This is a genomic window from Kribbella soli (assembly GCF_004331345.1).
In the GTDB taxonomy this organism is placed as follows: domain Bacteria; phylum Actinomycetota; class Actinomycetes; order Propionibacteriales; family Kribbellaceae; genus Kribbella; species Kribbella soli.
The window spans coordinates 613,783-639,533 of sequence record NZ_SJJZ01000004.1 but is presented as its reverse complement, the minus strand read 5'-3'; the positions used below and the strand labels follow the sequence as shown (position 1 = coordinate 639,533).

The 25,751-nt window shown below is 69.3% G+C and carries 22 protein-coding genes; 10 read left to right on the top strand and 12 right to left on the bottom strand.

Going from position 1 to position 25,751, the window contains the following annotated elements; translation table 11 throughout:
• Positions 1-64 precede the first annotated feature (64 nt).
• Complete coding sequence (locus E0H45_RS33835; RefSeq protein ID WP_131345014.1) at positions 65-553, top strand: type III secretion system chaperone family protein; 489 nt, start codon at positions 65-67, stop codon at positions 551-553.
• Between the two features lie 9 nt (positions 554-562).
• Entirely contained in the window at positions 563-1,309 is a 747-nt protein-coding gene (locus E0H45_RS33830; RefSeq protein WP_131345012.1) for a phosphoglyceromutase, read from the top strand.
• 886 nt (positions 1,310-2,195) lie between these two features.
• Here the strand turns inward: E0H45_RS33830 and E0H45_RS33825 are convergent.
• Together E0H45_RS33825 and phoU are read right to left on the bottom strand one after the other, a co-directional pair.
• Positions 2,196-2,441: a hypothetical protein gene (locus E0H45_RS33825; protein ID WP_131345010.1), complete on the bottom strand. Its 246-nt coding sequence runs from the start codon at positions 2,439-2,441 to the stop codon at positions 2,196-2,198.
• Between the two features lie 198 nt (positions 2,442-2,639).
• The gene (gene phoU / locus E0H45_RS33820; RefSeq protein ID WP_131345008.1) at positions 2,640-3,347 is read right to left on the bottom strand and encodes a phosphate signaling complex protein PhoU; all 708 of its coding nucleotides are present in this window, start codon (positions 3,345-3,347) and stop codon (positions 2,640-2,642) included.
• Positions 3,348-3,543: 196 nt separating this feature from the next.
• Between phoU and E0H45_RS33815 the strand changes: the two genes are divergently transcribed.
• The 3 genes from E0H45_RS33815 (at position 3,544) to E0H45_RS33805 (ending at position 6,539) form a co-directional block, all read left to right on the top strand.
• Positions 3,544-4,761, top strand: coding sequence for a sensor histidine kinase (locus E0H45_RS33815; RefSeq protein ID WP_131345006.1), 1,218 nt, complete (start codon positions 3,544-3,546; stop codon positions 4,759-4,761).
• Positions 4,758-5,435, top strand: coding sequence for a response regulator transcription factor (locus tag E0H45_RS33810; protein WP_130383318.1), 678 nt, complete (start codon positions 4,758-4,760; stop codon positions 5,433-5,435). The genes E0H45_RS33815 and E0H45_RS33810 overlap by 4 nt, the downstream gene beginning before the upstream one ends.
• Positions 5,436-5,519: 84 nt before the next feature.
• Positions 5,520-6,539: an iron-siderophore ABC transporter substrate-binding protein gene (locus E0H45_RS33805; RefSeq protein ID WP_131345004.1), complete on the top strand. Its 1,020-nt coding sequence runs from the start codon at positions 5,520-5,522 to the stop codon at positions 6,537-6,539.
• A 92-nt stretch (positions 6,540-6,631) separates the two neighbouring features.
• Here E0H45_RS33805 and E0H45_RS33800 read toward each other — a convergent pair whose 3' ends face one another.
• Complete coding sequence (locus E0H45_RS33800; protein WP_131345002.1) at positions 6,632-7,264, bottom strand: hypothetical protein; 633 nt, start codon at positions 7,262-7,264, stop codon at positions 6,632-6,634.
• Positions 7,265-7,551: 287 nt separating this feature from the next.
• On the opposite strand from E0H45_RS33800, the gene E0H45_RS33795 reads away from it, so the two are divergent.
• The 3 genes from E0H45_RS33795 to ispF are packed head-to-tail and all read left to right on the top strand — an operon-like array spanning position 7,552 to position 9,213.
• The gene (locus tag E0H45_RS33795; protein ID WP_130446326.1) at positions 7,552-8,037 is read left to right on the top strand and encodes a CarD family transcriptional regulator; all 486 of its coding nucleotides are present in this window, start codon (positions 7,552-7,554) and stop codon (positions 8,035-8,037) included.
• A gap of 10 nt (positions 8,038-8,047) precedes the next feature.
• A complete protein-coding gene (gene ispD / locus E0H45_RS33790; RefSeq protein ID WP_131345000.1) occupies positions 8,048-8,746 on the top strand; it encodes a 2-C-methyl-D-erythritol 4-phosphate cytidylyltransferase in 699 nt (232 codons plus the stop codon).
• Entirely contained in the window at positions 8,743-9,213 is a 471-nt protein-coding gene (gene ispF, locus E0H45_RS33785; protein WP_131344998.1) for a 2-C-methyl-D-erythritol 2,4-cyclodiphosphate synthase, read from the top strand. The genes ispD and ispF overlap by 4 nt, the downstream gene beginning before the upstream one ends.
• Positions 9,214-9,286: 73 nt before the next feature.
• Here ispF and E0H45_RS33780 read toward each other — a convergent pair whose 3' ends face one another.
• Positions 9,287-10,267 carry a nitrilase family protein gene (locus tag E0H45_RS33780; protein ID WP_131344996.1) on the bottom strand — a complete coding sequence of 327 codons (981 nt, stop codon included), beginning with the start codon at positions 10,265-10,267 and terminating at the stop codon, positions 9,287-9,289.
• 70 nt (positions 10,268-10,337) lie between these two features.
• Between E0H45_RS33780 and E0H45_RS33775 the strand changes: the two genes are divergently transcribed.
• Positions 10,338-11,204 carry a LysR family transcriptional regulator gene (locus E0H45_RS33775; protein ID WP_131344994.1) on the top strand — a complete coding sequence of 289 codons (867 nt, stop codon included), beginning with the start codon at positions 10,338-10,340 and terminating at the stop codon, positions 11,202-11,204.
• On the opposite strand, the gene E0H45_RS33770 is transcribed toward E0H45_RS33775, so the two are convergent.
• From E0H45_RS33770 to E0H45_RS33750, 6 genes are all read right to left on the bottom strand, one after another.
• Positions 11,205-12,509: a M1 family metallopeptidase gene (locus E0H45_RS33770; RefSeq protein WP_131344992.1), complete on the bottom strand. Its 1,305-nt coding sequence runs from the start codon at positions 12,507-12,509 to the stop codon at positions 11,205-11,207. It lies immediately after the preceding gene.
• A complete protein-coding gene (locus E0H45_RS33765) occupies positions 12,509-16,441 on the bottom strand; it encodes a Pls/PosA family non-ribosomal peptide synthetase (protein ID WP_202872645.1) in 3,933 nt (1,310 codons plus the stop codon). Before E0H45_RS33765 ends, E0H45_RS33770 begins: the two co-directional genes overlap by 1 nt.
• 76 nt (positions 16,442-16,517) lie before the next feature.
• A complete protein-coding gene (locus E0H45_RS42640) occupies positions 16,518-16,673 on the bottom strand; it encodes a hypothetical protein (RefSeq protein WP_165546683.1) in 156 nt (51 codons plus the stop codon).
• A 125-nt stretch (positions 16,674-16,798) separates the two neighbouring features.
• The gene (locus E0H45_RS33760; RefSeq protein ID WP_131344990.1) at positions 16,799-17,560 is read right to left on the bottom strand and encodes an FHA domain-containing protein; all 762 of its coding nucleotides are present in this window, start codon (positions 17,558-17,560) and stop codon (positions 16,799-16,801) included.
• Between the two features lies 1 nt (position 17,561).
• Complete coding sequence (locus tag E0H45_RS33755) at positions 17,562-19,313, bottom strand: serine/threonine-protein kinase (RefSeq protein WP_131344988.1); 1,752 nt, start codon at positions 19,311-19,313, stop codon at positions 17,562-17,564.
• Complete coding sequence (locus tag E0H45_RS33750; RefSeq protein ID WP_238155483.1) at positions 19,310-20,470, bottom strand: neutral zinc metallopeptidase; 1,161 nt, start codon at positions 20,468-20,470, stop codon at positions 19,310-19,312. The genes E0H45_RS33755 and E0H45_RS33750 overlap by 4 nt, the downstream gene beginning before the upstream one ends.
• A 78-nt stretch (positions 20,471-20,548) precedes the next feature.
• On the opposite strand from E0H45_RS33750, the gene E0H45_RS33745 reads away from it, so the two are divergent.
• Positions 20,549-22,252, top strand: coding sequence for a DUF2207 domain-containing protein (locus tag E0H45_RS33745; protein WP_131344985.1), 1,704 nt, complete (start codon positions 20,549-20,551; stop codon positions 22,250-22,252).
• Between the two features lie 37 nt (positions 22,253-22,289).
• On the opposite strand, the gene E0H45_RS33740 is transcribed toward E0H45_RS33745, so the two are convergent.
• A complete protein-coding gene (locus tag E0H45_RS33740; protein WP_131344983.1) occupies positions 22,290-23,546 on the bottom strand; it encodes a neutral zinc metallopeptidase in 1,257 nt (418 codons plus the stop codon).
• Between the two features lie 995 nt (positions 23,547-24,541).
• Positions 24,542-25,630: a neutral zinc metallopeptidase gene (locus E0H45_RS33735; protein ID WP_131344981.1), complete on the bottom strand. Its 1,089-nt coding sequence runs from the start codon at positions 25,628-25,630 to the stop codon at positions 24,542-24,544.
• Positions 25,631-25,751 lie beyond the last annotated feature (121 nt).

Below are 25,751 nucleotides of genomic sequence, written 5' to 3'. Positions count from 1 at the left end.
CTGGACACCGCTATCGTTCAAGCGTCACCACACACTGGACACACATCGCCGCGGAGGTAGCCGGGTGAGAGTTTCTGCGGCGGACGTGATCCGCCAGGTGCTGACCGAGAACGAGCTCGAGTTCACCGAGAGTGAGCCGGGCGTCTTCAGCGCGGACCTGCCGGGGGAGCGGAAGCTGAAGACCACGGTGTCGCTGACGGTCGGCGCGCAGGCGGTCCAGGTGCACGCGTTCGTCGCGCGGCACCCGGACGAGAACCACGCGGCCGTGTACCGGTGGCTGCTCGAGCGGAACCTGAAGATGTACGGCGTCGCGTTCGCCGTCGACCATCTGGGCGACATCCACCTGGACGGGCGGGTCCCGATGCACGCCATCACACCTGGTGAGGTCGATCGGTTGCTCGGGGCGGTGCTGGAATACGCCGACTCGTCATTCAACACGATCCTCGAAATGGGGTTCGCGTCGTCGATCCGCAAGGAGTACGAGTGGCGGATCTCCCGGGGCGAGTCCACCCGAAACCTGGACGCGTTCAAGGGCTGGCTGGAGCCTCGATAACATGCGGGTATGACCTATCGCCTGATCCTGCTCCGCCACGGCCACAGCGACTGGAACGCCAAGAACCTGTTCACCGGCTGGGTCGACGTCGACCTGAACGCCCAGGGCGTCGAGGAGGCGGTCCGCGGTGGCCAACTGCTGCTCGAGCGCGGGCTGCTGCCCGAAGTACTGCACACCTCGGTGCTGCGCCGCGCCATCCGGACCGCGAACATCGCGCTGGAGGAGGCCGGGCGCCAGTGGATCGACGTACGGCGCTCCTGGCGGCTGAACGAGCGGCACTACGGCGGCCTGCAGGGCAAGGACAAGAAGCAGACCCTGGAAGAGCTCGGCGAGGAGCAGTTCATGCTGTTCCGCCGCTCGTACGACACCCCGCCGCCGGCGATCGAGCGCGGCTCGGAGTACGACCAGGCCAGCGACCCGCGGTACGCCGCCCTCCCGCCGGAGCTGCTGCCCGCGACCGAGTGCCTCAAGGACGTCGTCGAGCGGATGCTTCCCTACTGGTACGACGCGATCGTGCCGGACCTGCGCGCCGGGAAGACCGTCCTGGTCACCGCCCACGGCAACTCGCTCCGCGCCCTGGTCAAGCACCTCGACAACCTCGACGAGCAGACCATCGTGGGCCTCAACATCCCCACCGGCATCCCCCTCTACTACGAACTCGACGAAAACTTCCAGCCGCTGACCCCCGGCGGCGAATACCTAGACCCCCAAGCAGCCAAAGACGCCATAGAAGCCGTCAAAAACCAGGGCCGCTAACCCCCTACCCCGCACGCCCCACCTCCAACGGAGCCAGCTGGAGCTGCGCCTGAACCACGCGCCTCCAGCGCGGCCGGCTGCCGGCTTCACCGCCGCGCGGACTCGGGCTGTTGAGCGCACGTCCTGGCGCGGCAGCCGGCGCGGCGGCGTGGTTGAACAGGTTATTTGCTGTTCAAGCCCCCGCTTTCCTGGGAGTCGGCCGAGGCTGGGCGCGGATCGTGCGACGAGCGCAACTCCAGCGAGACCAGCTGGAGTTGCGCCGGAAGGACGCGCCTTCGGCGCAGCTGCCTGTTGCCGGCTTCGCCGGGCGCGGAGTGGGCTGTTGGGCGCAGGTCCTGGCGGGGGAGCCGGCGTGGCGGTGGGGTTGAACAGGTTATTTGTTGTTCAAGCCCACAGTTTCCCGGGTGTTGGCCGCGGCCGGCGCGGATCGTGCGACAGGCACGCGCGGCGCAGAGTGGGCCGTTGGGCGCGTGCCCTGGTGCGGTGGCCGGTGTGGCGGTGGGGTTGAACAGGTTATTTGTTGTGCAAGCCCACGGGTTCCTGGGCGTCGGCCGAGGTGGGCTCGGATCGGGCAACGAGCACGCGTTCAGGTGAGATCAGCTGCAGTTGCGCTGAAAGGTCACGCCTTCGGCGCGGCTGCCTGTTGCCGGCTTCGCCGGGCGCGGACTGTGCAACGAGCGCACGCTGCGGCGGGATCAGCCGTAGTTGCGTCTGAAGGACACGCCTGCGGCGCGGCTGGCTGTTGGCGGCTTCGCCGGGGGCGGAGTGGGCTGTTGGGCGCACGTTCTGGTGGGGTGGCCGGTGTGGTGGTGGGGTTGGACAGGTTATTTGCTGTTCACGCCCACGTGTTCCTTGGCGCACGTCCGACTTGTGACCGGGGGAGCCGTCAGGTTGGCGTCGGCGGGTTCTCGAGGGGTGGGGTTTCGAGGTTCAGGGTGCGGAGGTGGGCTAGTTGCGCTTGTAGGTCGGGGCTTTGGGCGACGATCTCCGGACTGCCCTCTAGGAGGGCGAGCTCGGTTCTGCGCAGGTTTCTCAGGTGCTGCTCGACCGCGTCGAGGTGTGCGAGCAGCTCAGGGCCGGTCATGCCTGACACGTCGGCGTTGACCAGTTGGTTGGTCACAGATTCGTCCACGGCACGGAAGCTACCGGAACGCGCCGCGCACAGACAGTCCGGACCGCCAGGCCATCACAATTGGTCCTCGCGGCGCCGCCGCCGCTGGCCGCCCCTCGAACACCGCGATTGTGATGGCCTGGGGATCCGCAACCTCCGGCCCCGGGGAACAAAAAGAAGCCCTCGGCAACCAGTTGGTTGCCGAGGGCTATGAAAGGGTCAGTTGCCGTTGGGGTTGGGGGTGGAGGCGCCGGCGCCGGAGCCGGCGGCGGTGCCGCCGATGGCTACTGGGAGTTCGCCGGTGACGAGGTAGACGACGCGGCGGGCCATGGCGACCGCGTGGTCGGAGATGCGCTCGTAGTAGCGGCTGAGGAGTGCCATGTCGACGGCGACCTCGACGCCGTGCGGCCAGTGCTCGTCCATCATCAGGCGGAACTGGTTCGAGCGCAGCTTGTCCATCTCGTCGTCGCTGGCCTCGAGCCGTCCGGCGGCGTCGACGTCGCGGGTCGCGATCACGTCGCCGGCGGCGTCGACCATCTTGCCGGCCACGGATCCCATCGACTCGATCACGTCGTGCAGCTCGGCCGGGATCGCCGGCGCCGGGTAGCGCATCCGGGCGATCTTCGACACGTGCGCGGCCAGGTCGCCCATCCGCTCGAGGTCGGCGACCATCCGCAGCGCGGCGACCAGCATCCGCAGCTCGTTGGCGACCGGCGACTGCCGTGCCATCAGTTCGAAGACCTTCTCCTCGACGCCCTCACCGGCGGCATCGAGCTGGATGTCGGCCGCGATGACCTCTTCGGCCTTGCGGATGTCCGCCTCCAGCAGGGCCGACGTCGACCGGCGTACGGCGGTGGACACCGTCCGCGTCATCCGCTCCAGCTCGGCGAGGATGTCGTCGAGCTGCTCGTGGTACGTGTCACGCATGGTGTTCGAATCCGATCTGTGGTGTCCGGTGCCGCGGCGAGGCACCACCTGGGTGCCTGCCCACCGGCGACCGTATGCCGTCGAGGTTGCCGGACGGCGACGAGTGGTGAACGACCGATGAACAGTTAGGTCGTGTCCCGGTCATCCGGTGCTCATTCGGTCTTTCCCTGCTGGTCGCCCGCGTAGCATCGTTGCCGTGGACCCCACGCTGGCTGCGGTGCTGGGCGGCGTCATCGGCGCGGCCCTGGCCCTGCTTTCGCTCGGCGCGATGATGCTCTCCGAGCGGGCCCAGCGCAAGATCCCGGAGTCCCCGGAGCCCGCCGTGCCGTCGGGTGTTGCCACGGTGCTGTCGGTACTGCGGTCCTCGGCGGTCGTGATGGGCCCCGAGGACCAGGTGCTGCAGGCCAGCGCCCCGGCGCACGTGCTCGGCATCGTCCGCGGTGAGCGGCTCGTGGTCGACGACATCCTGACCATGGTCCGCCAGGTCCGCCGCGACGGCGAGATCCGCCAGCAGGACCTGGAGATCGTCCGGGGCCGGCTCGGCGCCACGCAGTACGTCAGCGCCCGGGTGGCGCCGCTGGGCAGTCAACTCGTGCTGGTGCTGGTCGAGGACCGCACCCGCGAGCGCCGCCTGGACGCGATCCGGCGGGACTTCACCGTCAACATCAGCCACGAGCTGAAGACCCCGGTCGGCGCGCTGATCCTGCTCGCCGACGCGGTCTCGGAGGCCTCCGACGACCCGGAGGTGGTGCAGCGGTTCTCGGACCGGATGCGGATCGAGGCGTCCCGGCTGAGTCGGCTGGTCAAGGAAATCATCGAGTTGTCCCGGCTGCAGGGCGACGACCCGCTGGAGAACCCGGGCCCGGTCGACATCAACGGGGTCATCGAGACCGCGGTGGATCGCTGCCGGATCGACGCCGAGGACCGCGACATCAAGATCGTGGTGAAGACCGAGCCCGAGCTCGAGGTCCTCGGCAGCGAGGACCAGCTGGCGATGGCGATCGGCAACCTGGTCGAGAACGCCATCAACTACAGCCCGGACGGCACCCGGGTCGCGGTCGCCGCGCACCCGATCGGGGACCTGGTCGAGGTCACCGTGTCCGACCAGGGCGTAGGCATCCCGAGCAGCGACCTGGAACGCGTCTTCGAGCGCTTCTACCGGGTCGACCGGGCCCGCAGCCGGGAGACCGGCGGCACCGGTCTCGGCCTCTCGATCGTCAAGCACATCGCCTCGATCCACGGCGGCGACGTGCGGGTCTGGAGTGTCGAGGGCCAAGGTTCCACCTTCACCGTGAGACTCCCGCTGCGGCTCGAACCCGCAGTGGGTCAGACCGACTCCGCCAGCCAGGAGGAGGCGGCCGTAAACCTGACGCCTACCCCGTCAGGTCAGATCGCAAAGGAGACAGCTTCGTGACCCGAGTGCTGGTCGTCGAAGACGAAGAGAGCTACAGCGACGCGCTGTCGTACGTGCTGCGCAAGGAAGGGTTCGAGGTCGCCGTCGCGGAGACCGGGCCCGATGCGCTGGACGAGTACGACCGCGCCGGTGCGGACATCGTCCTGCTCGACCTGATGCTGCCGGGTCTGTCCGGCACGGAGGTCTGCCGGGCGCTCCGCAGCCGGGGCAACGTCCCGGTGATCATCGTCAGTGCCAAGGACACCGAGGTCGACAAGGTCGTCGGGCTCGAGCTCGGCGCGGACGACTACGTGACCAAGCCCTACAGTCCGCGGGAGCTGCTGGCCCGTGTCCGCGCCGTACTGCGTCGCGGTCAGGACGTCGAGCTGCTGCCCGACACCCTCGAGGCCGGCCCGGTCCGGATGGACGTCGAGCGGCACGTGGTGACGGTGTCCGGGACCGAGATCCGGCTCCCGCTGAAGGAGTTCGAGCTGCTCGAGATGCTGCTGCGGAACACCGGCCGGGTGCTCACCCGCGGTCAGCTGATCGACCGGATCTGGGGCGCCGACTACGTGGGCGACACCAAGACCCTGGACGTGCACGTGAAGCGGCTGCGTTCCAAGCTCGAGAAGGATCCGTCGAATCCTGCCCATCTGGTCACGGTGCGTGGACTCGGCTACAAGTTCGAGTCCTGAGTCACACCCCCGCAGGTCGCGACGGCCGGTGGGGTTAGCTTAGGCTCTCCTTAGTTGAGGCAATTGGTCTAAGGAGAGTTCACCATGTCCTGGTCCCGTACGCGGGTCGTCAGTGCGGTTACCGCCGTACTGCTCGCCACGACCACGCTGGCCGCCTGCGGCAGTGACGGCGACAAGCAGGCCGAGAGTTCGGCCGGCACGGCGTCGTCCGGGTTCCCGGTCACGCTGAAGAACACGTTCGGCGACACGACGATCACCAAGAAGCCGGAGCGGATCGTCACGCTCGGCTGGAACGCCCAGGACGTGGTCTACGCGCTCGGCGAGACCCCGGTCGGGATGCCGAAGGTCACCTACGGCCCGACCGCCGACGGTGTCACCGCGTGGGACGCGGACAAGTTCGACAAGTCGAAGACGACGTTGCTGGACACCGGCGACAAGTACCCGTTCGAGAAGATCGCGGCGCTGAAGCCGGACGTCATCCTGGCCCCGTACGAGGGCTTCGACGAGGCGACGTACAAGACCCTGAGCGGGATCGCGCCGACCGTCGCGTACCCGGGGGCGCCGTGGCAGACCACCTGGCAGGACCAGACCCTGCTGGTCGGCGAGGCGCTCGGCAAGAAGGCCGACGCGGAGAAGCTGATCACCGGGATCTCGGACAAGATCAAGCAGGTCGCGGCCGAGCACCCCGAGTTCAAGGACAAGACCATCACGGTCGGCTCGTTCGGCGCCGAGAACTACGTCTACATGCCGGGTGACCCGCGGGTGCAGATCCTGAACGAGATGGGCTTCAAGAACGCGCCGGGGGTGGAGGCCCTGGAGAAGACCAACACCAAGAAGGAGTTCTCGCTGACGATCAGCAAGGAGAAGGTCGCGGACGTCGACGCCGACGTGCTGGTCGCGTACGTCGACGGGATCGGGACTCAGAAGTTCCTGGCCGACCCGGTCTACTCGTCGCTGAAGGCGGTCAAGAGCGGCGGTGTGTATGCGATGCAGGACCAGCAGGTGATCTCCGGAATGAGCGCGGTGAGCGTGCTGAGCGTCCCGTGGGTGCTCGACAAGGTGCTCCCGGGCCTCTCGAAGGCTGCCTCCGCGAGCAAGGGCTGAGAGCCGGTACGGCGAGCCACGGCCACTGGCTCGCCGTACCAAGCAGAACGGGCCGTCCCGCGCCGGGGCGGCCCGTTCTGTCGTTCAGGGGATTACTCGCCTGCCACCGGGGACGGCGTGTAGTGGTCCTCGGTGAGGACCGGGATGTAGGCGGAGACCGGCGCCGCGGTGCCGAAGGTGATGGTCACGTTGACCATCTGGCCGGGCTTCGCGCCAGTCACGATGATCGCCGGACCGGCCTCCTCGGCGCCCGGGGTCGGGGCCGTCGGGGTCTCGGTCGGGGCCGGGCTCGGCGTCGTGCTCGGGGTGGTCTCGGCGGCCGGTGCCTCGGTGCCCGAGCCCGGCAGGACGAGCGCGGTGTGCGGCTCCAGATCGAGGGGCTCGGTGAGCCCGGTGAACTTGACCTCGCCCGGCTGGTCGGAGCCGGCCTGACCGTCCGCCGTCCCGGGCGCGGCCTGCAGGATGCTGACCAGGGTCTCCGGGGCGTCGCCGTCGTTGACGATCACGCTGTGCAGTTCGCCCTTGCCGTCGGCATCGGCCAGCACCAGCATGTTGCGGACCTTCAGCTGGCCGGACTCGATGTTGGTCCCCTCGGCGGCCTGGTACGGCTGCAGGGTCGGCGCGGAGAAGCTCGCGCTGCACGCCGCCAGCGCGATACTGAGAGTGGCGGCGGCACTCGCCAGCGCGGTACGCCGGGCGAACCGCGAGGACAACGTGATCGGCACTGGAATCCCTCTCGTGCAAGCTGTTTCGACCTGTCGCCGCACCTTTGTGCGGCAACTGTGGACACCGTCAGGCAGCGGCCTCCGGCGCCCCACAGCGTAGCCCTCGGGGTCGGCAAGGCGGACGCCGGGATGCCGCCGGAGCGATGTCCAGAGCAACGGTGCGCGCGCGCACGAGGCATGCGATTGAGCGTTTGTCAAGGCAGGAAATGGGCCCTGACCAGCGCAAACGCCCCAACCGGACCACCGACCGCGTGGTAGGATAGGACTCGGAAAGGGGCACGTGACATATGACTTTCACAGTCGGCGAGACGGTTGTTTACCCCAACCATGGTGCGGCCGTCATCGAGGACATCGAGACCCGTCAGATCAAAGGTGAGGACAAGACCTATCTGGTCTTGAGGATCGTCGCTCAGAACGACCTGGTCGTCCGGGTCCCCGCGTGCAACCTCGATCTTGTCGGCGTGCGTGACGTCGTGGATCAGGCTGGCCTGGAGCGCGTCTTCGACGTGCTGCGAGCTCCGCACACGGAGGAGCCGACCAACTGGTCGCGACGCTACAAGGCGAACCTGGAGAAACTGCACTCCGGTGACGTGCTGAAGGTGGCAGAGGTCGTCCGCGACCTGTGGCGCCGTGAGCGTGACCGCGGTCTGTCCGCCGGTGAGAAGCGGATGCTGGCGAAGGCTCGCCAGATCCTGGTCTCCGAGCTGGCCCTGGCCGAGCACACCAACGAGGACAAGGCCGAGGCCATCCTCGACGAGGTTCTCGCTTCCTGAAGCAGCCTGCATGAGTAGCGCGGTCGTGATTCCCGCGGCCGGGCTAGGGCTGCGACTGGGTGGTGAGACCCCGAAGGCATTTCGAGAGGTCGGTGGCGACTCGCTGTTGGTCCACGCGGTGCGTGGGCTGAAGGCAGCGACCGCCGCCGACCTCGTTTGTTTTGTGGTCGCCGTACCGCCCGGCTCCGAGGAGACGGTCGGCAAGGAGCTCACGCCGTACGTCGGGGACGCGCAGCTGATCGTGGTGGCCGGCGGTGCGGAGCGGCCTGCCTCGGTGCGGGCGGCGCTGGACGTGGTGCCGGTCGACGGGATCGACTGCATCCTGGTCCACGACGCGGCGCGGGCGTTCGTCCCGGCCGCTGCGATCGAGCGCGTGGTGGCGGCGGTGCGAGCCGGCGCCGAGGCCGTCGTACCGGTGGTGCCGGTGACGGACACGATCAAGCGGGTCGGGCCGACCGGCGATGTCGTCGACACGCCCGATCGGTCGACGCTGGTCGCCGTACAGACGCCGCAAGGGTTCGCTCCCGACGTACTGCGGCGCGCGCATGCGGCCGGTGCCGACGCGGGCGTGACCGATGACGCGATGATGTGTGAGCGGCTCGGGGTGACGGTGCGGACGGTCGAGGGTTCGCCGGACGCGTTCAAGGTGACCCGGCCGCAGGACCTGCTGCTCGCCGAGGCGCTGCTGGCGGAGCGGAGGATCTCGTGAAGGTTCCACGGGTCGGCAACGGCATCGACGTACACCCGCTGGAGGAAGGCCGCCCGATGTGGCTGGCCGGCCTGCACTGGCCGGAGGAGCCCGCTGGGTTATCAGGGCATTCCGACGGCGACGCGGCCGCGCACGCGATCTGTACGGCATTGCTCACCGCCGCGAAGCTGGGTGATCTGGGTTCGAACTTCGGCACCGCCGAGCCCGAGTGGGCCGGTGCGGCCGGGGTCGCGCTGGTGGCAGAGGCCGCGCGCCGGGTGCGGGCCGCCGGGTTCGAGATCGGGAACGTCGCGGTGCAGATCGTCTGCAACCGCCCACGGATCGGCGCCCGCCGTGAGGAGGCGGAGAAGGTCCTCTCCGCCGCCTGCGACGCCGAGGTTTCGGTGAGCGCCGCAACAACTGACGGCCTCGGCTTCCCCGGCCGCGGCGAAGGCATCGCCGCGATCGCCACCGCCCTCATCTACTGACCCACCCCTCTTTGAGCCCCCACCAACCATCCGCCTCGTCTTTGAGCACCCACCAACCGTTTTTCGGTCCGATTTATGGTTGGTCGGGGCCCAAAGACGTCACTGGATCCGGGGAGAAGCGCGCTGCGCGGGGGTCGAGTTCGTTGCCGAGGCGCTGGGTGAGTAGGCCGTAGAGCTCGGGGCGGCGGCCGCGGAGCCAGCGGCGGCCGGTTGCCAACGGCACCAACTCCAGGTCGAGGTCGCCGATCACCACAGCCTCGGCGGGGACCGGCGTCTCCGCGACGATGCGGCCGTACGGGTCGAGGATCATCGCGTTGCCGGTGCGGAGTTCGTCGTCGTCCCGGCCGACGCCGTTGCTGAACAGGACGAACATCCCGTTGTCGTGCGCCCGCGCCGGCAACCACCGCATCAACCATCCCCGCCCGCTCGGCCCGTTGAAGGCCTCCTCGATCGCCGCGCGGTCCCCGCTGGTCCACACCTCGAGCGGGATCGGTTTCATCCCGTGCGGGCTGCGCGAGTTCGTCCCGCCGGTCTGGTGCGGCGCGATCAGGACCGTTGCACCGAGCAACGCGGTGATCCGGACGTTCTCCACCAGGTTGTTGTCCCAGCAGATCAGCACCCCGGCCCGGAAACCCCACGGCGTATCGAACACCGTGTACGACGATCCGCTCGCGATCTCCTCGTGCTCGAACGCATGGAGCTTCCGGTGCACGTGGACGGTCCCGTCCGGCAGGCAGACGGCGTACGCGTTATAGAGCGTGCCGTCGACACCGGCCTCGAGGAACCCGACCCCGATCCCGGCCGCCAGTTCCTTGGCGAGAGCAACGACCTGGCTGACCAGCGGTCCGTCGGCCGGCTGGGCGAGCTCGTGCAACCGTGCGGGAGTGTGCCGCCGGAGATGCCAGTAGCCGAGCAAGCACATCTCCGGGAACACGACCAGCCGAGCACCGTCGCGGACTGTCTGCCGGGCGAGCCGATCGACCATCGCGAGATTGGCGTCGGGCTGGTCAGGGGTCGGCTCGAACTGGACCACGGCGGCGCGGAAGGACGTCATACGACCATCGAAACGCCGAGGCACCTATGACGTCCAATAGCGGTTCGTGGCGATTCCATATCCTGGGGTTATGGATCTCCGTTTGCTTCGGGCGTTCGTCACGGTGGCCAGACTGCGGAACTTCGGGGCCGCGGCCGCGGAGTTGTCGACCAGTCAGCCCGCGCTGACCAAGCAGATCCAGGTGCTGGAGCGCCGGGTCGGCTCGGTGCTGTTCAGTCGCGGCAGGCACGGCGCGCGGCTGACGTCGGCCGGGGAACTGTTGCTTCCTGACGCTCTGGAGTTGCTGGAGCGGTCCGAGGCCTTCGAGCGACGGGCCGTCCAGGTGGCGTCCGGGACCGAGGGATCGCTGGCGATCGGGTTCGGGTTGTCGGGGATCGAGCTGGCGCCGCGGGCGGTGGCGCTGTTCCGGAGCCGGTGGCCAGGAGTGACGATCTCGCTCGAGGACATGTCGTCGGCGGTGCAGTGCGAACGCCTGCTGGCGGGGAGCCTGCAGATCGGATTCGTACGGTTGCCGGTGCCGGTCGGCCTCGAGCACCTCCGGTTACGACGGGACCGCCTCACCCTCGCCGTACCGGCCGATCAGCAGTTGCCGCGTGATCTGGTCGGCTGGATCGACGCCCGGCCGCTGGTCCGTCTGACACCGGACCGCGGGCCGGGGCTGACCGCCCAGATCAACACGCTGTACGCCGAACTTGGTTGCCACCCGCAAATACTCCAGGAGGCCGGGGACCTGCAGACCGTCCTCGCCCTGACCGCAGCCGGAGCCGGGCCGGCCGTCGTACCGCAGACCGCCCAACGGATCGCGCCGCCCGAGGTCCGCCTGGTCCCGCTCCCCGGCCGCGCCTCCACCTGGTGGACCGGCACCGCCTGGGCCACCAGAACCCCGCTCACCGAACGCTTCGTAAAAGCCGCCGCCGAGGTAGCACGCACCGGCTGATCAGCGGCGTCTGGGGAGGGGTGGGAGTTCGTAGGAGTCCAGCCAAGCGGCGAACAGGTGGCGTAGTGCCTCTTCGTCGGGGCTGAAGGTGGTGGCGAGGGCGATGAAGTCGGCGGTGGTGACCGACCCGTGCCGGTGCGTCTTGGTCCAGGTACGGAGGAGGTCGAAGAACGCGTCGTTGCCGAGGTGCTTGCGCAGGACGTGCAGGGTGACCGCGCCGCGCTTGTAGAGGCGGTCGTCGAACATCAGGTCCGGGCCGGGGTCCGACAGCATCAGGTTCTGCGGCAGGCCCTTCAGCCGCGTGTGTGCCTTGGCCGCCTGCTGGTCGGCGGTGAGGCCGCGTGACTCCTCCGACCACAGCCACTCGGAGTAGCAGGCGAAGCCCTCGTTCAGCCAGATGTGCTGCCAGTTCGCCGGAGTCAGGCTGTTCCCGAACCACTGGTGCGCGAGTTCGTGCGCGACCAGCCGCTCGGACCCGTTCCGGCCGTCGACGTGGTTGCTGCCGAACACCGAGATGCCCTGCGCCTCGAGCGGGATCTCCAGCGGGTCGTCGGTCACAACGACCGTGTACCCGCCGAACGGGTACGGCCCGAACTGCTTGCAGAACAGCTTCATCATGTCCTGCTGGCGCCCGAAGTCGTGCCGGAACTCGCGGCTCCGCCCGGCCGGCAGCACGCCGCGGATCGTCACGGGCGATGCGGCCAGGTCCACCTCGTCGTACCGCCCGATCTGCACGGTCGCGAGGTACGTCGCCATCGGCGCGGCCTGGTCGAACACCCACGTCGTACGGCTCGCCTTCACCCGGCGCGACACCAGCCGCCCGTTCGCGACGACCTGGTACGGCGAGTCCGTGGTGATCGAGATCCGGTAGTGCGCCTTGTCGCCGGGGTGGTCGTTGCACGGGAACCAGGTGGCCGCACCGCTCGGCTGGCTGGCGACGATCACACCCTCGGTGAGCTCTTCCCAGCCGAGCTCGCCCCACGGGCTGTCCTCGGGCCTCGGGTTCCCGTTGTACTGGACGTCGACCGAGAACTCGGCGCCGTCCGGGATCGTCGATGCCGGGGTGATGTGCAGCTTGCCGCCGCGATGGACGTACCGCTGCGGCCGGCGGCCGTTCACCGACACCTTCGACACCCGGAGCCCGGACAGGTCGAGGCTGAAGCGTGACAGCGCTTGGGCGGCGAACGCCGTGATTGTCGCCTTGCCGGTCAGCCGGTTGCTGCTGACCCGGTAGTCGAGGTCCAGCTCGTACGACTCGACCTTGTAGTCGATGCTTCCGTGGCTGGGCACATAGGGGTCAACCATCAGCCCTGCCAGGGACCGATCGGGTTCCCCGCCCAGCGCGTACCCGCAGGCACACCTTCACCACGCATCACGAGAGACACCGGCCCGATGGTAGCTCCTGCTCCTACCTCGGCCGCCGGGAGGACGATGCCGTGCGGGCCGAGGGTTGCCCCGGCCCCGAAGGTGACTGTGTTCATGGAGAGAACTCGATCATGAAATAGGTGCGTTTGCAGCACGCAACCGCGATTCACCGTGGCACCGTCGCCCAGGGTGACCAGATCCGCTTCCGGTAACCAGTACGTCTCGCACCAGACGCCCTTGCCGATCTTCGCTCCGAGTGACCGCAGCCAGAGCGTGAGGACCGGCGTACCGGCGGCGGCGTTCGCGAACCAGGGCGCGGCGACCAGCTCGACGAAGCTGTCGACCACCTCGTTGCGCCAGACGAACGAGCTCCACAGCGGATACTCGACGGCTCTCGTCCGGCCCACGATGACCCATTTGGCGACCGTCGCCATCCCGCCCGCGACGGCGCCGGCAGCGAGGATGACCGCGCCGGACAGCAGCATGGTCCACCACGGGCCGAGCCAGAGGTCGAGCGCCTGCAGCGCGAACAGCACGCCGAGGGCGATCAGCACCGTGCACATCATCGGGACGAACCGGCACAGCTCGACCAGCGCGCGGGCGACCTTGAGCTTGTACGGCGGGTTGAACGTGCGGCTCTGATCACCCGAGACGGCCTGGCGGCGGAGCTTCACGGGCGGTGAGCCGAGCCACGACGTACCGGCCTTGGATTTCTTCGGGGCCGCGGACAGCACCGCGACCAGGCCGTTCTTCGGAACGCTCCGCCCCGGCGCGGTCATCCCGGAGTTGCCGAGGAAGGCGCGCTTGCCGACCTTCGCACCGGCCACGTGCAGCCAGCCGCCGCCGAGCTCGTACGACGCGATCATCGTGTCGTCGGCCAGGAACGCGCCCTCGCCGACGGTGGTCATCTTCGGCAGCAGCAGGACCGTCGACGCCTCGACGTCGCGGCCGATCTTGGCGCCCAGGGCGCGCAGCCACCACGGGGTCAGCAGGCTCGCGTACAGCGGGAACAGCAGGGTGCGCGCGGAGTCGAGCAGCCGCTCGGTCGCCCAGACCTGCCACCCGATCCGGCTGCGGACCGGGAAGTGGCCGGGCTTGATCCCGATGCCGAGGAGCCGTACGCCGATCAGCGTGAGGATCGCGATGGTGGCGAACCCGACCAGCGTCATCAACGGGATCGCGGCCAGCGCGTGCAGCGCCGCGTCCGGCAGCGTCTGGGTGCCACGCACTGCGTACCCGAGGACGACGAACGCCGCGGCGGCCCCAGCGACCGGGATCAGGGACATCAGTGCGGACTGGGCGCCGTACGCCGCAACCCACCACGGAGCGCGCGCGGGACGGTGGTCCGGCCACGGGTGCCGCGCACGGCCGAGCCTCGCCGCTGGCGACCCGGACCAGCGCTCGTTTTCGGGGACCCTGCCGGAGACGGCCGAGCCGGCCATGATCTCGGCGCTCCGGCCGATCTCCGCGCCGGGGAGCAGCGTGCTGCGGGAGCCGACGACCGCGTCGGGGCCGACGGAGATCTGTCCGACGTGCAACCGGTCGCCGTCGATCCAGTAGCCGGCCAGGTCGACCTCGGGCTCGATCGAGGCGCCGCGTCCCATGGTGAGCATCCCTGTCACCGGCGGCAGCGTGTGCAGGTCGACGCCCCGGCCGATCTTCGCGCCGAGCGCGCGGGCGTAGTACGCGATCCAGGGTGCGCCCGCCAGGTTGGCGGCGCCGGCCGCGTCGGCGAGGTTCTCGGCGGCCCACAGCCGGACGTGGACGCTGCCGCCGCGCGGGTACGTTCCCGGTTTCAGGCCGCGCAGCAGAGTGCGGGCGCCGACGACCGCGATGCCCATCCGGCCCGCCGGGCTGATCAGGATCAGCCAGCCGGCCAGGATCCACCACCAGGACACGGTCCGCGCCCACGGGAGCGGCTCGATCAGCGCGGCGAGGAGGTTGTTCAACGTGAAGACGTAGACCAGCCAGCGGACGCCGACGACGGTCTGCAGGATCAGTGTCATCGCGGTCTGCAGGAGTTGCGTGCTCTTCGGGGTCGGCCGGATCTCCCGGAGCTCGGCCGGTTCGAGGGCTGCGGGCTTGAAGTCGTCGAGCCGCTCGGCGAGCGCGCCGAGCCGCGGGTACTCGTAGATGTCGCCGACCGTGACGTCCGGGAACCGCTCGCGGAGCGCGGAGACCAACTGGGCCGCGGCGAGGCTCCCGCCGCCGTGCAGGAAGAAGTCGTTGTCGGGCCCGGTGACCTTGGCGCCGAGGATCTTCGTCCAGCGTTCGGCCAGCCAGCCCGCGGTCCCGTCCAGTTCGGCGGCCGGGCCGTCGCTGTCCATTCCGGGCAGCGGCCAGGGGAGTGCGTTGCGGTCGACCTTGCCGGAGGTCCGGGTCGGCAGCGTGTCGACGACCGCCAGCAGCGGTACGAGCGCGGCGGGCAGTGCCTCGCGGAGTCGCTCGGTGGCCTTGGCCGTCTCGAAGCCCTCCGGGTCGTCCGGTACGACGTACCCGACGAGGAGCTGATTGCCCGCGGCGCTGTTGCGTACGGCGGCCGCGGCGCCGGAGACACCCGGGAGGGCCTGCAGCGCGGCGTCGACCTCGCCGAGCTCGATCCGGCGGCCGCCGAGCTTGACCTGCTCGTCGGCGCGGCCCTGGAACAGCAGGCCCAACGGGTCGGACCGCACCAGGTCGCCGCTGCGGTACGCGCGGTCCCAGCCGAGGGTCGGCATCGGGGCGAACTTCTCGGCGTCCTTGACCGGGTCGAGGTACCGGGCCAGGCCGACGCCGCCGATGATCAGTTCACCGATCTCGCCGTCGGCGACTTCGTTGCCTGCGGCATCTACAACGGCGAGGTCCCAGCCGTCCAGCGGGAGACCGATCCGGACCGGGCCTTCGCCGGTGAGCTGTGCGGCGCACGCGACGACGGTGGCCTCGGTCGGCCCGTAGGTGTTCCAGACCTCGCGGCCCTCGATCGCAAGGCGTTCGGCCAGTTCCGGCGGGCAGGCCTCGCCGCCGAAGATCAGCAGCCGAACCTGGTCGAGGGCGTCCGACGGCCAGAGCGCGGCCAGCGTCGGCACGGTCGAGACGATAGTGATGCCCTGGGCAACCAACCACGGGCCGAGGTCCATACCGGTGCGAACCAGCGAACGTGGTGCAGGCACGAGGCAGGCGCCGTGCCGCCAGGCCAGCCACATCTCCTCGCAGGACGCGTCGAACGCGACGGACAGGCCGGCCAGGACCCGGTCGTCGGGCCCGATCGGCTCGTCCTGAAGGAACAGACGGGCCTCGGCGTCGACGAACGCGGCCGCCGATCGGTGTGTGACGGCGACACCTTTCGGTACGCCGGTCGAGCCCGAGGTGAAGATGATCCACGCGTCGTCGGTCGGCTCCGGGCCGGTGGTGCCGCGCGGGGAGTTCGTCGTACTGGTGGTGTCCATGCGGGCCGAGTACGGGTAGTCGAAGGCGCCGTTGGCCGCGTCGTTGTCGGACATCGGCGCCTGTTGCGGGCGGGTGACGGTGAGCTCGAGTTCGTCGCCGACCGTGGCCGCGACGGCCGCCTCACCGAAGACGAGTTCGGCGCGCTCCTCCGGGTCGTCGGCGTCGACCGGGACGTACGCCGCACCCGCCTGCAGGGTGCCGAGAATCGCGACGTACAGATCGTTGTGCCCGGAGGAAATCCGGATCCCGACCCGATCGCCGGGCCCGATGCCGGCCGCGTTCAACCGGCCGGCGAACTTGGTCGTCTGCACCAGCAGCTCGCGATAACTCAGGCTGACGCTGCCGTCGTCCAGTGCCGGTTCGTCCGCATACATGGCGGCCGTGTCCTCGAGGACATCGACCAGCGTCCGCGAGGGCGTCACCAGGTCCCCGCGTCGCAACGTCACGGGCGGATAATACGCCGCCTGGTTGCCGCTTGGATAACCCGAAGCAAACACGTGGGTGCACCCATCAACCGCTTGTTCACACCCAGTGCGCGTCCGCGGCGAAGGTCTCGAAGGAACGGGCGGGGCGGCCGAGCGCTTGCTGTACGCCGGTCGTCGGACCGGAGGCGGTCCGCGATGCGACGGCCGGTGGTTCCGGTACCGCCGAGGCCTTCAGCGCTGCCTTCAAACGCACCTACCGACAGTCACCGACGACCTGGCGCCGGGCGATCACACGGGAACGTTGATTGAGTTGTCGCGGGTGAGGAGTTTGGTCATGTCGGCGACGGTAAGTCTGGTCGCCGGGGACCCCTCCCGAACTCAGTCCAGTACGTCGAGATCCGCCGGGACCAGCGTGGTTGTCAGCAGCAGCTCCCGGAACATGTTGTCGTTCAGCGCGTTGCCGACCGGCTCACCGACCTCCTCACGAGTCAGCCCGGGTACGCCGTCCCGCGACAGCCGACTGCGGACGTTCGAGACCAGATGCTCGACTCGCTTGGCGGTCCAGCCCTCAGTCGGCTGTAGCTCGGCCAGCTGGTCCGCGGCCTGTCGCCATGACAGCGGCAGCGGGTGCAGGTCGTGCAGCAGGTACCGCTGGCCGACCACGATCAACGCCAGCTTCTCAGCCGGTGAGAGCCGCCAGATGCGCGGTGGGTGCGTTGACTCACGCGGCCGCGGTACGGGGCGAGTGCCGCTGTCGCCGACGACGTACACCTCCAGGAGGTGCTCGCGTCCGCTGGAGCCCTGTACGAAGAGCGGTGTGTAACCGGCCGCGAGAGGTATCGGGTCCTCGCCGGCGAACAGCGCCCGCTGATGTGGGAACCGCACGGGCAGCCGACCGGTCACGGCGACGTTCCACTGGCCGCCGCGGTAGCTGATCGAGCCGTGCATCCGGCTGACGCGCGGATCGTCCTCACCGATGCAGACGTGCACCTCGGGACGGTTCCGTCCGAACAGGATCGTCCGGTGTGCCCCGGCGTCGACGCTGACGCCACCTGCGACGCTCAGCACGAAGATGGTGCCCGGCTGGGCGTCAGGTACGCCGCGTGCCAGGCTGGTCTGGTTCGGGGGGAGACGCTCCATGTCAGGCCTTCGGCAGCTTCGCAGCGACTGCCTGACCGAGCTTCGTGGCCAGTCCGCACAATGTGGTCTGCGTACCTGGCCCTCTCGCGATGACCGTCACCAACTCGACGGTATCGGCGTACTGCCGGAACACGATCAGCGCCGCACAGGTCCCTGGACCGTCGTCCTCGCTCGAGATGAACGCGGACCGGCCGGACATCGTCACCGGACGCCCGTCCGACGCGTCGAGCGGCTGGTCCCGGTCGAACCGCACATCTACCGACAGATCGCTGGTCGTACTCTCCCAACCGCACGACCACCCGCCGAACGACGTGTCCGGATGCTTCGCGTCCACCGCGGGGATCAGCTCGAGCGCCTGGTTGTCCAGCAGTGTGCAGGCGTCGAGATGCGCCAGCGACGCGGCCGGCAACGGCTGCGTACGGCGGGGGATCGGCCCGGCCTTCAAAACACCGATCGCCTTCTGCGTAACGGCTTCCGCCATCGCACACACGTCCATCCCGGACCCGTCGGTGTGCCGGGCCTCGACAACTACGTGCGTACCGTCCGACAGCACGAGTACGCGCTCGCAGTCGCCGTCCCCGGCCCTCGCACGGACGACCTTGTTCAGGTTGCCGGTGAGCTTCTCCACCGCACCCTGAGGCAGTTCGTTGTCTGCTTCGTCGAGTTCCGCCCGTACGTCGACCTGCTGGCCGCCGCTGCCGTTCACCACCACGTCACACCGGTCGAAGTTCCCGTACGCCGGTTCCAGCGTCGCGTCCCCGAACTTGCTCAACGACGCCTCGTCGATCAACGCACAGGGGTCCGCCGTCAACGGATCACCTACCGGACCGGCAACAGCCGTCGTGGGCGCGGCCGACGGCTCGGAAGGTCCTGATACCGCCCGTCCGATCAGCACACCCAGTACGGCGACCACTGCAACGCCGGCAGCCGCCACCGGGATCACCCAGCGCTTGCGTCGCCTGCTTGCGGGTGCGGCCGCCGTACCGCCGAGCTCGTTCACGACCTCAGCGACCGACGGACGGTCACCTGGTTCGACAGCGAGCATCCGCGTGATCAGGGGCGTCAGCTCGCCACCGCGTCGCAGCGGCTCCAGTTCACCGCGTGCGGCGCGCCGCAGTACCGCCAGCGGGTTCGGGTCGTCGCCGAACGGCGAGTGGCCCTCCAGCGCCGTGTAGAGCACCGCGCCCAACGAGAACACGTCGGACGCGGTCGTCGGTTCGTTGCCGTTGGCCACTTCCGGTGCGAGGTGGGCCGGCGTACCGACCGTCGAGCTGTCCGTCAGCGTCGCCTCGGCCCACAGTCGCCGCGAGATGCCGAAGTCCGCGAGCTTCGCCGTACCGTCCGCAGTGACCAGGATGTTGGCCGGCTTGAGGTCCCGGTGGATGATGCCCGCCGCGTGCACAGCCTGCAGCGCGGACGCGATCTGTACGCCGATCCGCGCGACCTGGTCGGGTGGCAGCTTGCCCAGTTCGTCCAGGCTCCGCGACGGTAGGTACTCCAGGACCAGCCAGTGCTCGTCCCCGTCCGTCACCACGTCGAAGATCGTCACCACGTGCGGGTCGTGCAGCCGGGCACCGGTCCGCGCCTCACGGCGCAGCCGGCGCCCGTCCGGGTCGTCCACACCGGGGTGCGCGCGTTTCAGCGCGACCACGCGGTCCAGTTGCTGATCGTGGGCACGCCAGACCGAGCCCATACCGCCCGAGCCGAGCGGTTCCCCCAACAGGTAGCGGCCCCCGATCAGCCGGGCCGTCACTTCACCAGATCCGCCGACACCGCGAAGGTGTCACAGGCCTTGTTCTCGCCGATGTTGAAGCCGTTCTGGATCCAGAAGCCCTGGCTGGTCGCCAGACCGTGCGTCCGCTCGTCCTCCGGCGTGTCAGCCGACTCACCGAAGCTGTTGCTCGACTGCTCCTTGAACTCACCCAGCCGATTCGTCAGCGGGTACGACTTCGCCACGGCCTTGCTGAACACGCCGGCGAAGCAGGAGGCCTGCAACTCGTTGCGGCGCGAACTCTCGAGCTTCTGCTCCGGGTGGTCCTGCAGGTAGACGGCACGTGCGTAGAACAGTCCGCTGACACCCTGGACGTGGTGGCCGTACTCGTGCGCGATCGTCATCAGATACGCCAGGTCGTGGGCCGGACCGAAGGCCCGGTTCATCTGCTTCACGTCGACGTACATCACCTGGTTGCCGTAGCAGTAGAACGCCAGTACCCGTCCGGACAGCGGCTGGAAGTTGCCGCACGCGGTCGTCACCGGCTGGTCGAACACAACCAGGCCCGGGTCCGGCTTCTCCTCGCCGAGCTCCTTGAAGATCGGGCGCCACGCGTCGTTCAGGCACTTGAAGAGCCGCTGGTAGTAGACCTTCTGCGACGCCAGGCTGCCGCTGCCGAGATTGGCAGCCGGGCAGTTCTGCCCCGGCAGCGGACCGGTGCGGTAGACGTCGGCGTTCAGCAGGAAGTCCTCGGCGGTGCCCTTCTCGGGGTTGGTCGTCGGCGTCGGCACGATCGACGGACCGGTCACCTTGGGCTCGGCCGTGTTCTCGGTGCTGTTGGAGCCCAGCAGCGCGGCCACCACGGCCACGGACACGCCGATGAAGGTCAGGAAGATGAAGCTCACCAGGACCAGTCGCAGCGCCCCGCCCCGCTTCCGCGGCGGCTGGAACCCGTTGAACTGGCCCGGACCGCCGTAGTACGGCTGGAACTGACCTGGGTACGGCTGGCCCTGGTACTGCGGAGCGGGGTATTGCTGGCCCGGGTACGGCGTACCTTGCATCGGACCCTGTGGGTACTGACCCTGCTGCGGCGGCCACGGCGCGGCCTGCGGCGGCGGCAACACACCAGGCGGCGGGCCGAGTGGCCGGCCCTGCGGTGCGCCCTGCGGCGGGCCGCCGTACCCGTACGGGCTGCTCACAGGTCTGGCCTCCATGTGGTCGGGTCACGCGGTCGGTCGAGTTCGCTGCACGAACCGGCACGAGACTACTCTCGACCCATGTCACTGAAGCGCCGCCTCCTCCCGGCTGCCCTGCTGATGTCCCTGACCGCCCCGTTGTTCGTTGCCTTGAGCACTGTGGCTGCCGAGGCGGTGGCCCCGATGGCAGGGGACCAGATCACCGCGTACTCCGCGGACGCGACGCTCACGAAGGACGGTGAGCTACAGGTCAAGGAGACGGTCGACCTGACCGCAGGCGGTACGACGTTCAGCCGCACGCTGACGACCCGGGTCCGCTCGGACGCCGAGCGGGACCGCACGTACGAGCTGAAGGACGTGTCCGCGACGGTGAACGGACAGCCCGCCCAGGGCTTCCAGAACGAGAGCACCGACGACGGCCGCAAGCTGACGCTGAACGTGTCCGGGCAGTCGAAGGTCGTCTACAGCTACACCGTGGACAACGTGGTCGCCGACTCGACCGAGGGCCGCCAGGTGAGCTGGCCGATCGTGCAGGGCTTCTCCCCGTCGATCCCGAAGGCGACCCTGAGCATCGGCGTCCCCTTCGCGACCTGGGTGACCTGCTTCGCCGGCCGCACCGGCTCGAGCCTTCCGTGTACGTCGTCGCAGCTGGGCGAGTCGGCTGCGCTGGAGATCGAGCAGAACGGCGTACCCGCTGGTGGCCGGGTGACGTTCCTGACCGGGCTGAGCGACCAGGCGACCGTGCAGGCGAACGCGCAGTACTCCACCCGCTGGACGCTCGGGAGGGCGTTCACGGTCGACAAGACCACCGTCGGGCTGGCAGTGATCGTGTTCGGGCTCGGACTGCTCGGTGCAGTTGGCCTGTGGTTCTTCCGCGGCCGGGACGCCGCGAAGGTCGGCGAGGGCGCACCGGAGCGGCCGGTGCTCGACGGCGCCGACGGCCCGCAGTTCGCCGCTCCGGACGGCATCCGGCCCGGCCAGGTCGGCACCGTGGTGGACGAGACGGCCGACGTCGTCGACATCACCGCGACCCTGCTGGACCTTGCCGTGCGCAACTACCTGACGATCGTCGAGCAGCCGCGCGACTCGCACTTCGGCAAGCTCGACTGGGAGCTGCAGCGGCTGCACCCGGGCGGTCCGGAGCTGCTGGCGTACGAGAAGGCCTTGCTGGACGCGGTGTTCGCTGACGGCGACTCGGTGCTCGTCTCCGCGCTCGGCCCGTCGCTGCGGCCGCGGCTCAACCTGGTTCGCGAGCAGCTGTACTCCGACGTCGTCACGCAGGGCTGGTTCAACAACCGTCCGGACGCGGTCCGGAACCGGTGGACCACCGCAGGTGTGGTGCTGCTCGGTGCGGGCGTCGTACTGACCATCGTGCTCGCGATCGTCAGCAAGTTCGCCCTGGTCGGTTTCGCGGTCATGGCGGCCGGTCTGGTGCTCGCACTCGTCGGACAGGCCGCACCGGCCCGCACCGCGCGTGGTGCCGCCGTACTGGGCCGGGTGGCCGGTCTGCAGCACTACCTGGCCAACGAGACCTCGTCCGACCTACCGCAGAGCCACCGGCTCGAGTTCGCGTCCCGCTGCCTGCCGTACGCCGCTGTGCTCGGGCTGACCGAGAAGTGGGCCCTGGAGATCGCCGCGACCGATGACGACGACGACCCCGACGCCGGCATCGGCTGGTACTCCGGTCCGGAGAACTGGCACCTGTCCGACATCGGGGAATCGCTCAGCAACTTCGTCACGTCGTTCGGCGGCTCCCTGACCACCGCCCGCCGCCTCTTCGGCTGAGAGCGGTGGCCGCCGCCACCACGGTCTTAGGTTCTGCCTAGTTCACCCGAACGTCGGCTGCGGTGAAGGTGTTGCAGGAGTCGGGCTTCTTGCTGTTGTAGCCGGTGATCGACCACTGGTAGTTGCTGACCCGGTTGCCGTGGTCGTGGACCCGCGGCCGGGCGTAGTCGTCGCCCGAGTGCGAGATCAGGAACTTCCAGTTGTTCAGCAGTACGCCGTTCATCGGGATGTACGTCGCGTTCGCGCCGAGGTAGACCGCGCCGAGACAGGTCGCCTGCAGCTCGCGCCGGCGGCTCTCGGTCAGCTTCTGGTTCGGCGTCATGCTCTTCTGCCGGGACATCGACGAGGCGAGGATCCCGCTGAGCTTCTGGATGTGGTGGCCGTACTCGTGCGCGAACGTGTTCAGCATGATCGCGCGGGCGTAGACCGGATTGGTCGTGTAGTACCGGTTGTCGACGCTGAACGGCAGGTAGATCGTCTCGTTCGCACCGCAGTACGCCGCCCGCACGCTGCGCTGCATGCCGCAGGGCGAGGGCACCTTGCCGACGTACACGACGGCCTTCGGGTTGCGGAACGGGAGGGTCGCCTTCTTCATCGCCAGCCACCAGGTGCGGTTCAGGCAAGGCAGCAGGCGGTTGTAGTACTGCTGCGCGGCCGGGACGGTGACGGGTGCGAACGGCGGCTCCGCGCACTTCGACGCGGCGACCGGGCCGATCGTGTAGAGCCGGCTGCCCTTCACGACCTCGTCGGCCGTCGGGCCACGCGGCGTGGACGGGGACGGTGACGTGGACGGGCTCTCCGACGGGGACGGGGACTCCGAGGTCGAGGTCGTCGGAGTCGTCTTCGCCTCGGGCTCGCCGCCGCCGAGGCCGCGGATCAGCAACGTGACGCCGGAGCCGACCACGAGGACCGCCAGCACCACCAGACCGATCAGGAGAGTGCGGGACATCTTCTTCTTGCGCCGGCGACGGCCACCCGGCGGCTGCGGGATCGGGATCGGCGGGTACTGCCAGGTGGGTGCCTGTTGGACAGGCTGACCCATCGGGCCGATCTGACCGCCGTGACCGCCCTGGGGGGCGGCGTGGCGGGCGCCGGTCTGCTGCGGCGGGAGCGCGTTGCTCCAAGGGCTGGACTGCTGCTGGCCTTGTTGCTGGTCCTGTCCGCCCTGCGGGCCCCACAGGTACGAGCCCTCGGAGTGCGGACCGCCCTGCTGCTGGCGGGGCTGCTGCTCCGACGGCGACGACTGCCAGGCGCTCGACTCGGACTGTCCCGTGGCCGACCACCCGCCCTGCACAGATGCGGGCGGGCCGGACTGGCCGGAGGTGGATGCCTCCGAGTCAGTCTGGAGAGGCCACGACTGAGTCCCCCAGGACGCTCCCGACTCAGGAGCGTTCGGCTGGGACGGGTTGGGCTGCGAAGGGGCAGACGGGCTCGCACCGGACTGACCAGACTGCGGCCCCTGCGGACCGCGCTGCTGCGGACCGGGCTGCTGGGGACCGGACTGCCACGGGCTGGGCGTGGTGGCGCCGGGCTGAGGTGCCGGCGGGCCGGACTGCCAAGAACCAGGCTGGTTCACACCCGACTGACCGCCACCGGACTGTGCCGGGCCGGGCTGGTTCGGGCGTGACTGACCGGGCCCGGATTGCGCCGGGCCGGGCTGGTTCGGGCCTGGTCGACCAGGACCAGGCTGGTTCGGGCCTGACTGTGACGGACCTGACTGCGGCCACCCGGACTGCGGGGGACCCGACTGTGAGGGACCGGGCCGGTTCGGGCCCGGCTGCGGGCGGCCGGGCTGGGGCTGGCCGGGGGCGGGCTGGTCGGGGTGTTCCCGGCGGTTCGGGTCCCAGCCGCCGTCGAACCAGCTGCTGGCGGGCTGCTCGGACTGGGCCGGGTTGCTGAACTCCCGCTTGGCGTCGGAGTCACCCGTCCACCACGTGGCCGGCTGACCTTCGCCAGGGCTCTGCTCCCCAGGACCACGAGGACCGGCCTCGTTGTCCCGGGATCCGAACCAACCACCACTACGGGGTCCTTGGCCAGCGGGCGGCTGGCCGGGAACGGGCTCCTGCGGGCGGTCCGGCTGATCGTCAGCCGGGTCGCTCCCCGGGGGCTGGTTCCTGTTGTCCGACATCGATGCTCCTCACGACCTTGCTGGGTATTGCTCTGCAGCTCGTTGGTGGGGCGCCGAAGCCGCCTCCCCCTACGTATCCTCCGCGACATACTTTGCGCGATACGGGACCCACCAGGCTAGCTACCCCGGCCAGTCGTTTCGAAGTGGACCAGTGACGGCCCTCACTGCACCTTGGCGGCGGATGCGGCGAACGTGTTGCAGACGCTCGGGTTGCGGGAGTTGTACCCGCGGGTGGCCCAGTACTGGTGGTTATTCGCGTCGCCGTGGTCGTTCGCGTTGTCGGTCACGTGCCCGATCAGCCAGCGCCACTGGAACAGCGACTGCCCGGAGATCGGATAGGTCCGCCGGTTCGCGCCGATGAAGATGTCCGAGAAGCAGGACGCCTGCAGCTCCAGCCGCCGGCTGTCCTGCAGCTCCATCGCGTAGTTCGGCCGCTCGTACCGGATCCGCGCGTACGCCTGCAGGATCCCCATGTTGTTCTGGATGTGGTGCCCGTACTCGTGCGCGAACTGGTGCAGCATCCACATCCGCGCCCACACCTTCTGGTAGGCCTGCGGGTAGCGGTTGTAGTTGCCGATGTCCTCGGTGAGGTTCATGTAGATGGTGTCGGTGGTGCCGCAGAAGAACGGCGGCCCGGAGTCGCTGTGGGTCCCGCACGGCGTCGTGACCGTACCGCTGAAGATCCGCACGGTCGGTGCCCGGAACCGCCCACCGGACTTGGCCACGAGCGGGGCCCACGCCCTGTTCAGGCAGCCCAGCAAGTTCTTGTAGTTGGCCCGCGCGCCGGCCACCGTGCTCTGCCGCGCCTTGGACTCCCGGCAGCTCACCGACGCCATCGCACCGGCCTTGTACAGCCTGTTCCGCAGCACCAGGTCGCTGTCGGTCGGACCCGGCTTGGCCGTCGGCTTGGCGGTCGCGGTCGCAGTTGACCGGGTCGCTGTCGGCCGCGGCGCCTGTGTGGTCGGCTGGGCGGTGGGCTTGGTCGTCGGCACGTTGTTGGTCGGCTGGCCGGACGGTTCCTTCGTCGGCTGGTTCGTCGGGCTGTACGACGTGGTGGTGGTCGGACTCGCGTACGACGGGTCGCCGTCACCCTTCAGCGCCGACGAGACGATCTTCAGCGCGGTGACGCCGACCAGCAGCACACCGACCAGCACCAAGACGGCGATCAGACCGCCGCGGCCCTTCTTCGGCGGCTTCGGTCCACCAGGTGGAGCGCCCCAGCCGAACTGCGGCTGCCCAGGACCCGGCATCGGCTGGCCCTGGAACGAGTGCCCGTGGAAAGGCTGCCCAGGCCCCGGCCCCTGAAAAGGAGGACCGCCAGGAGGCGGTCCGTAAGGCGGTCCCGAGGGCGGACCGGTGGGCGGGCCCTGC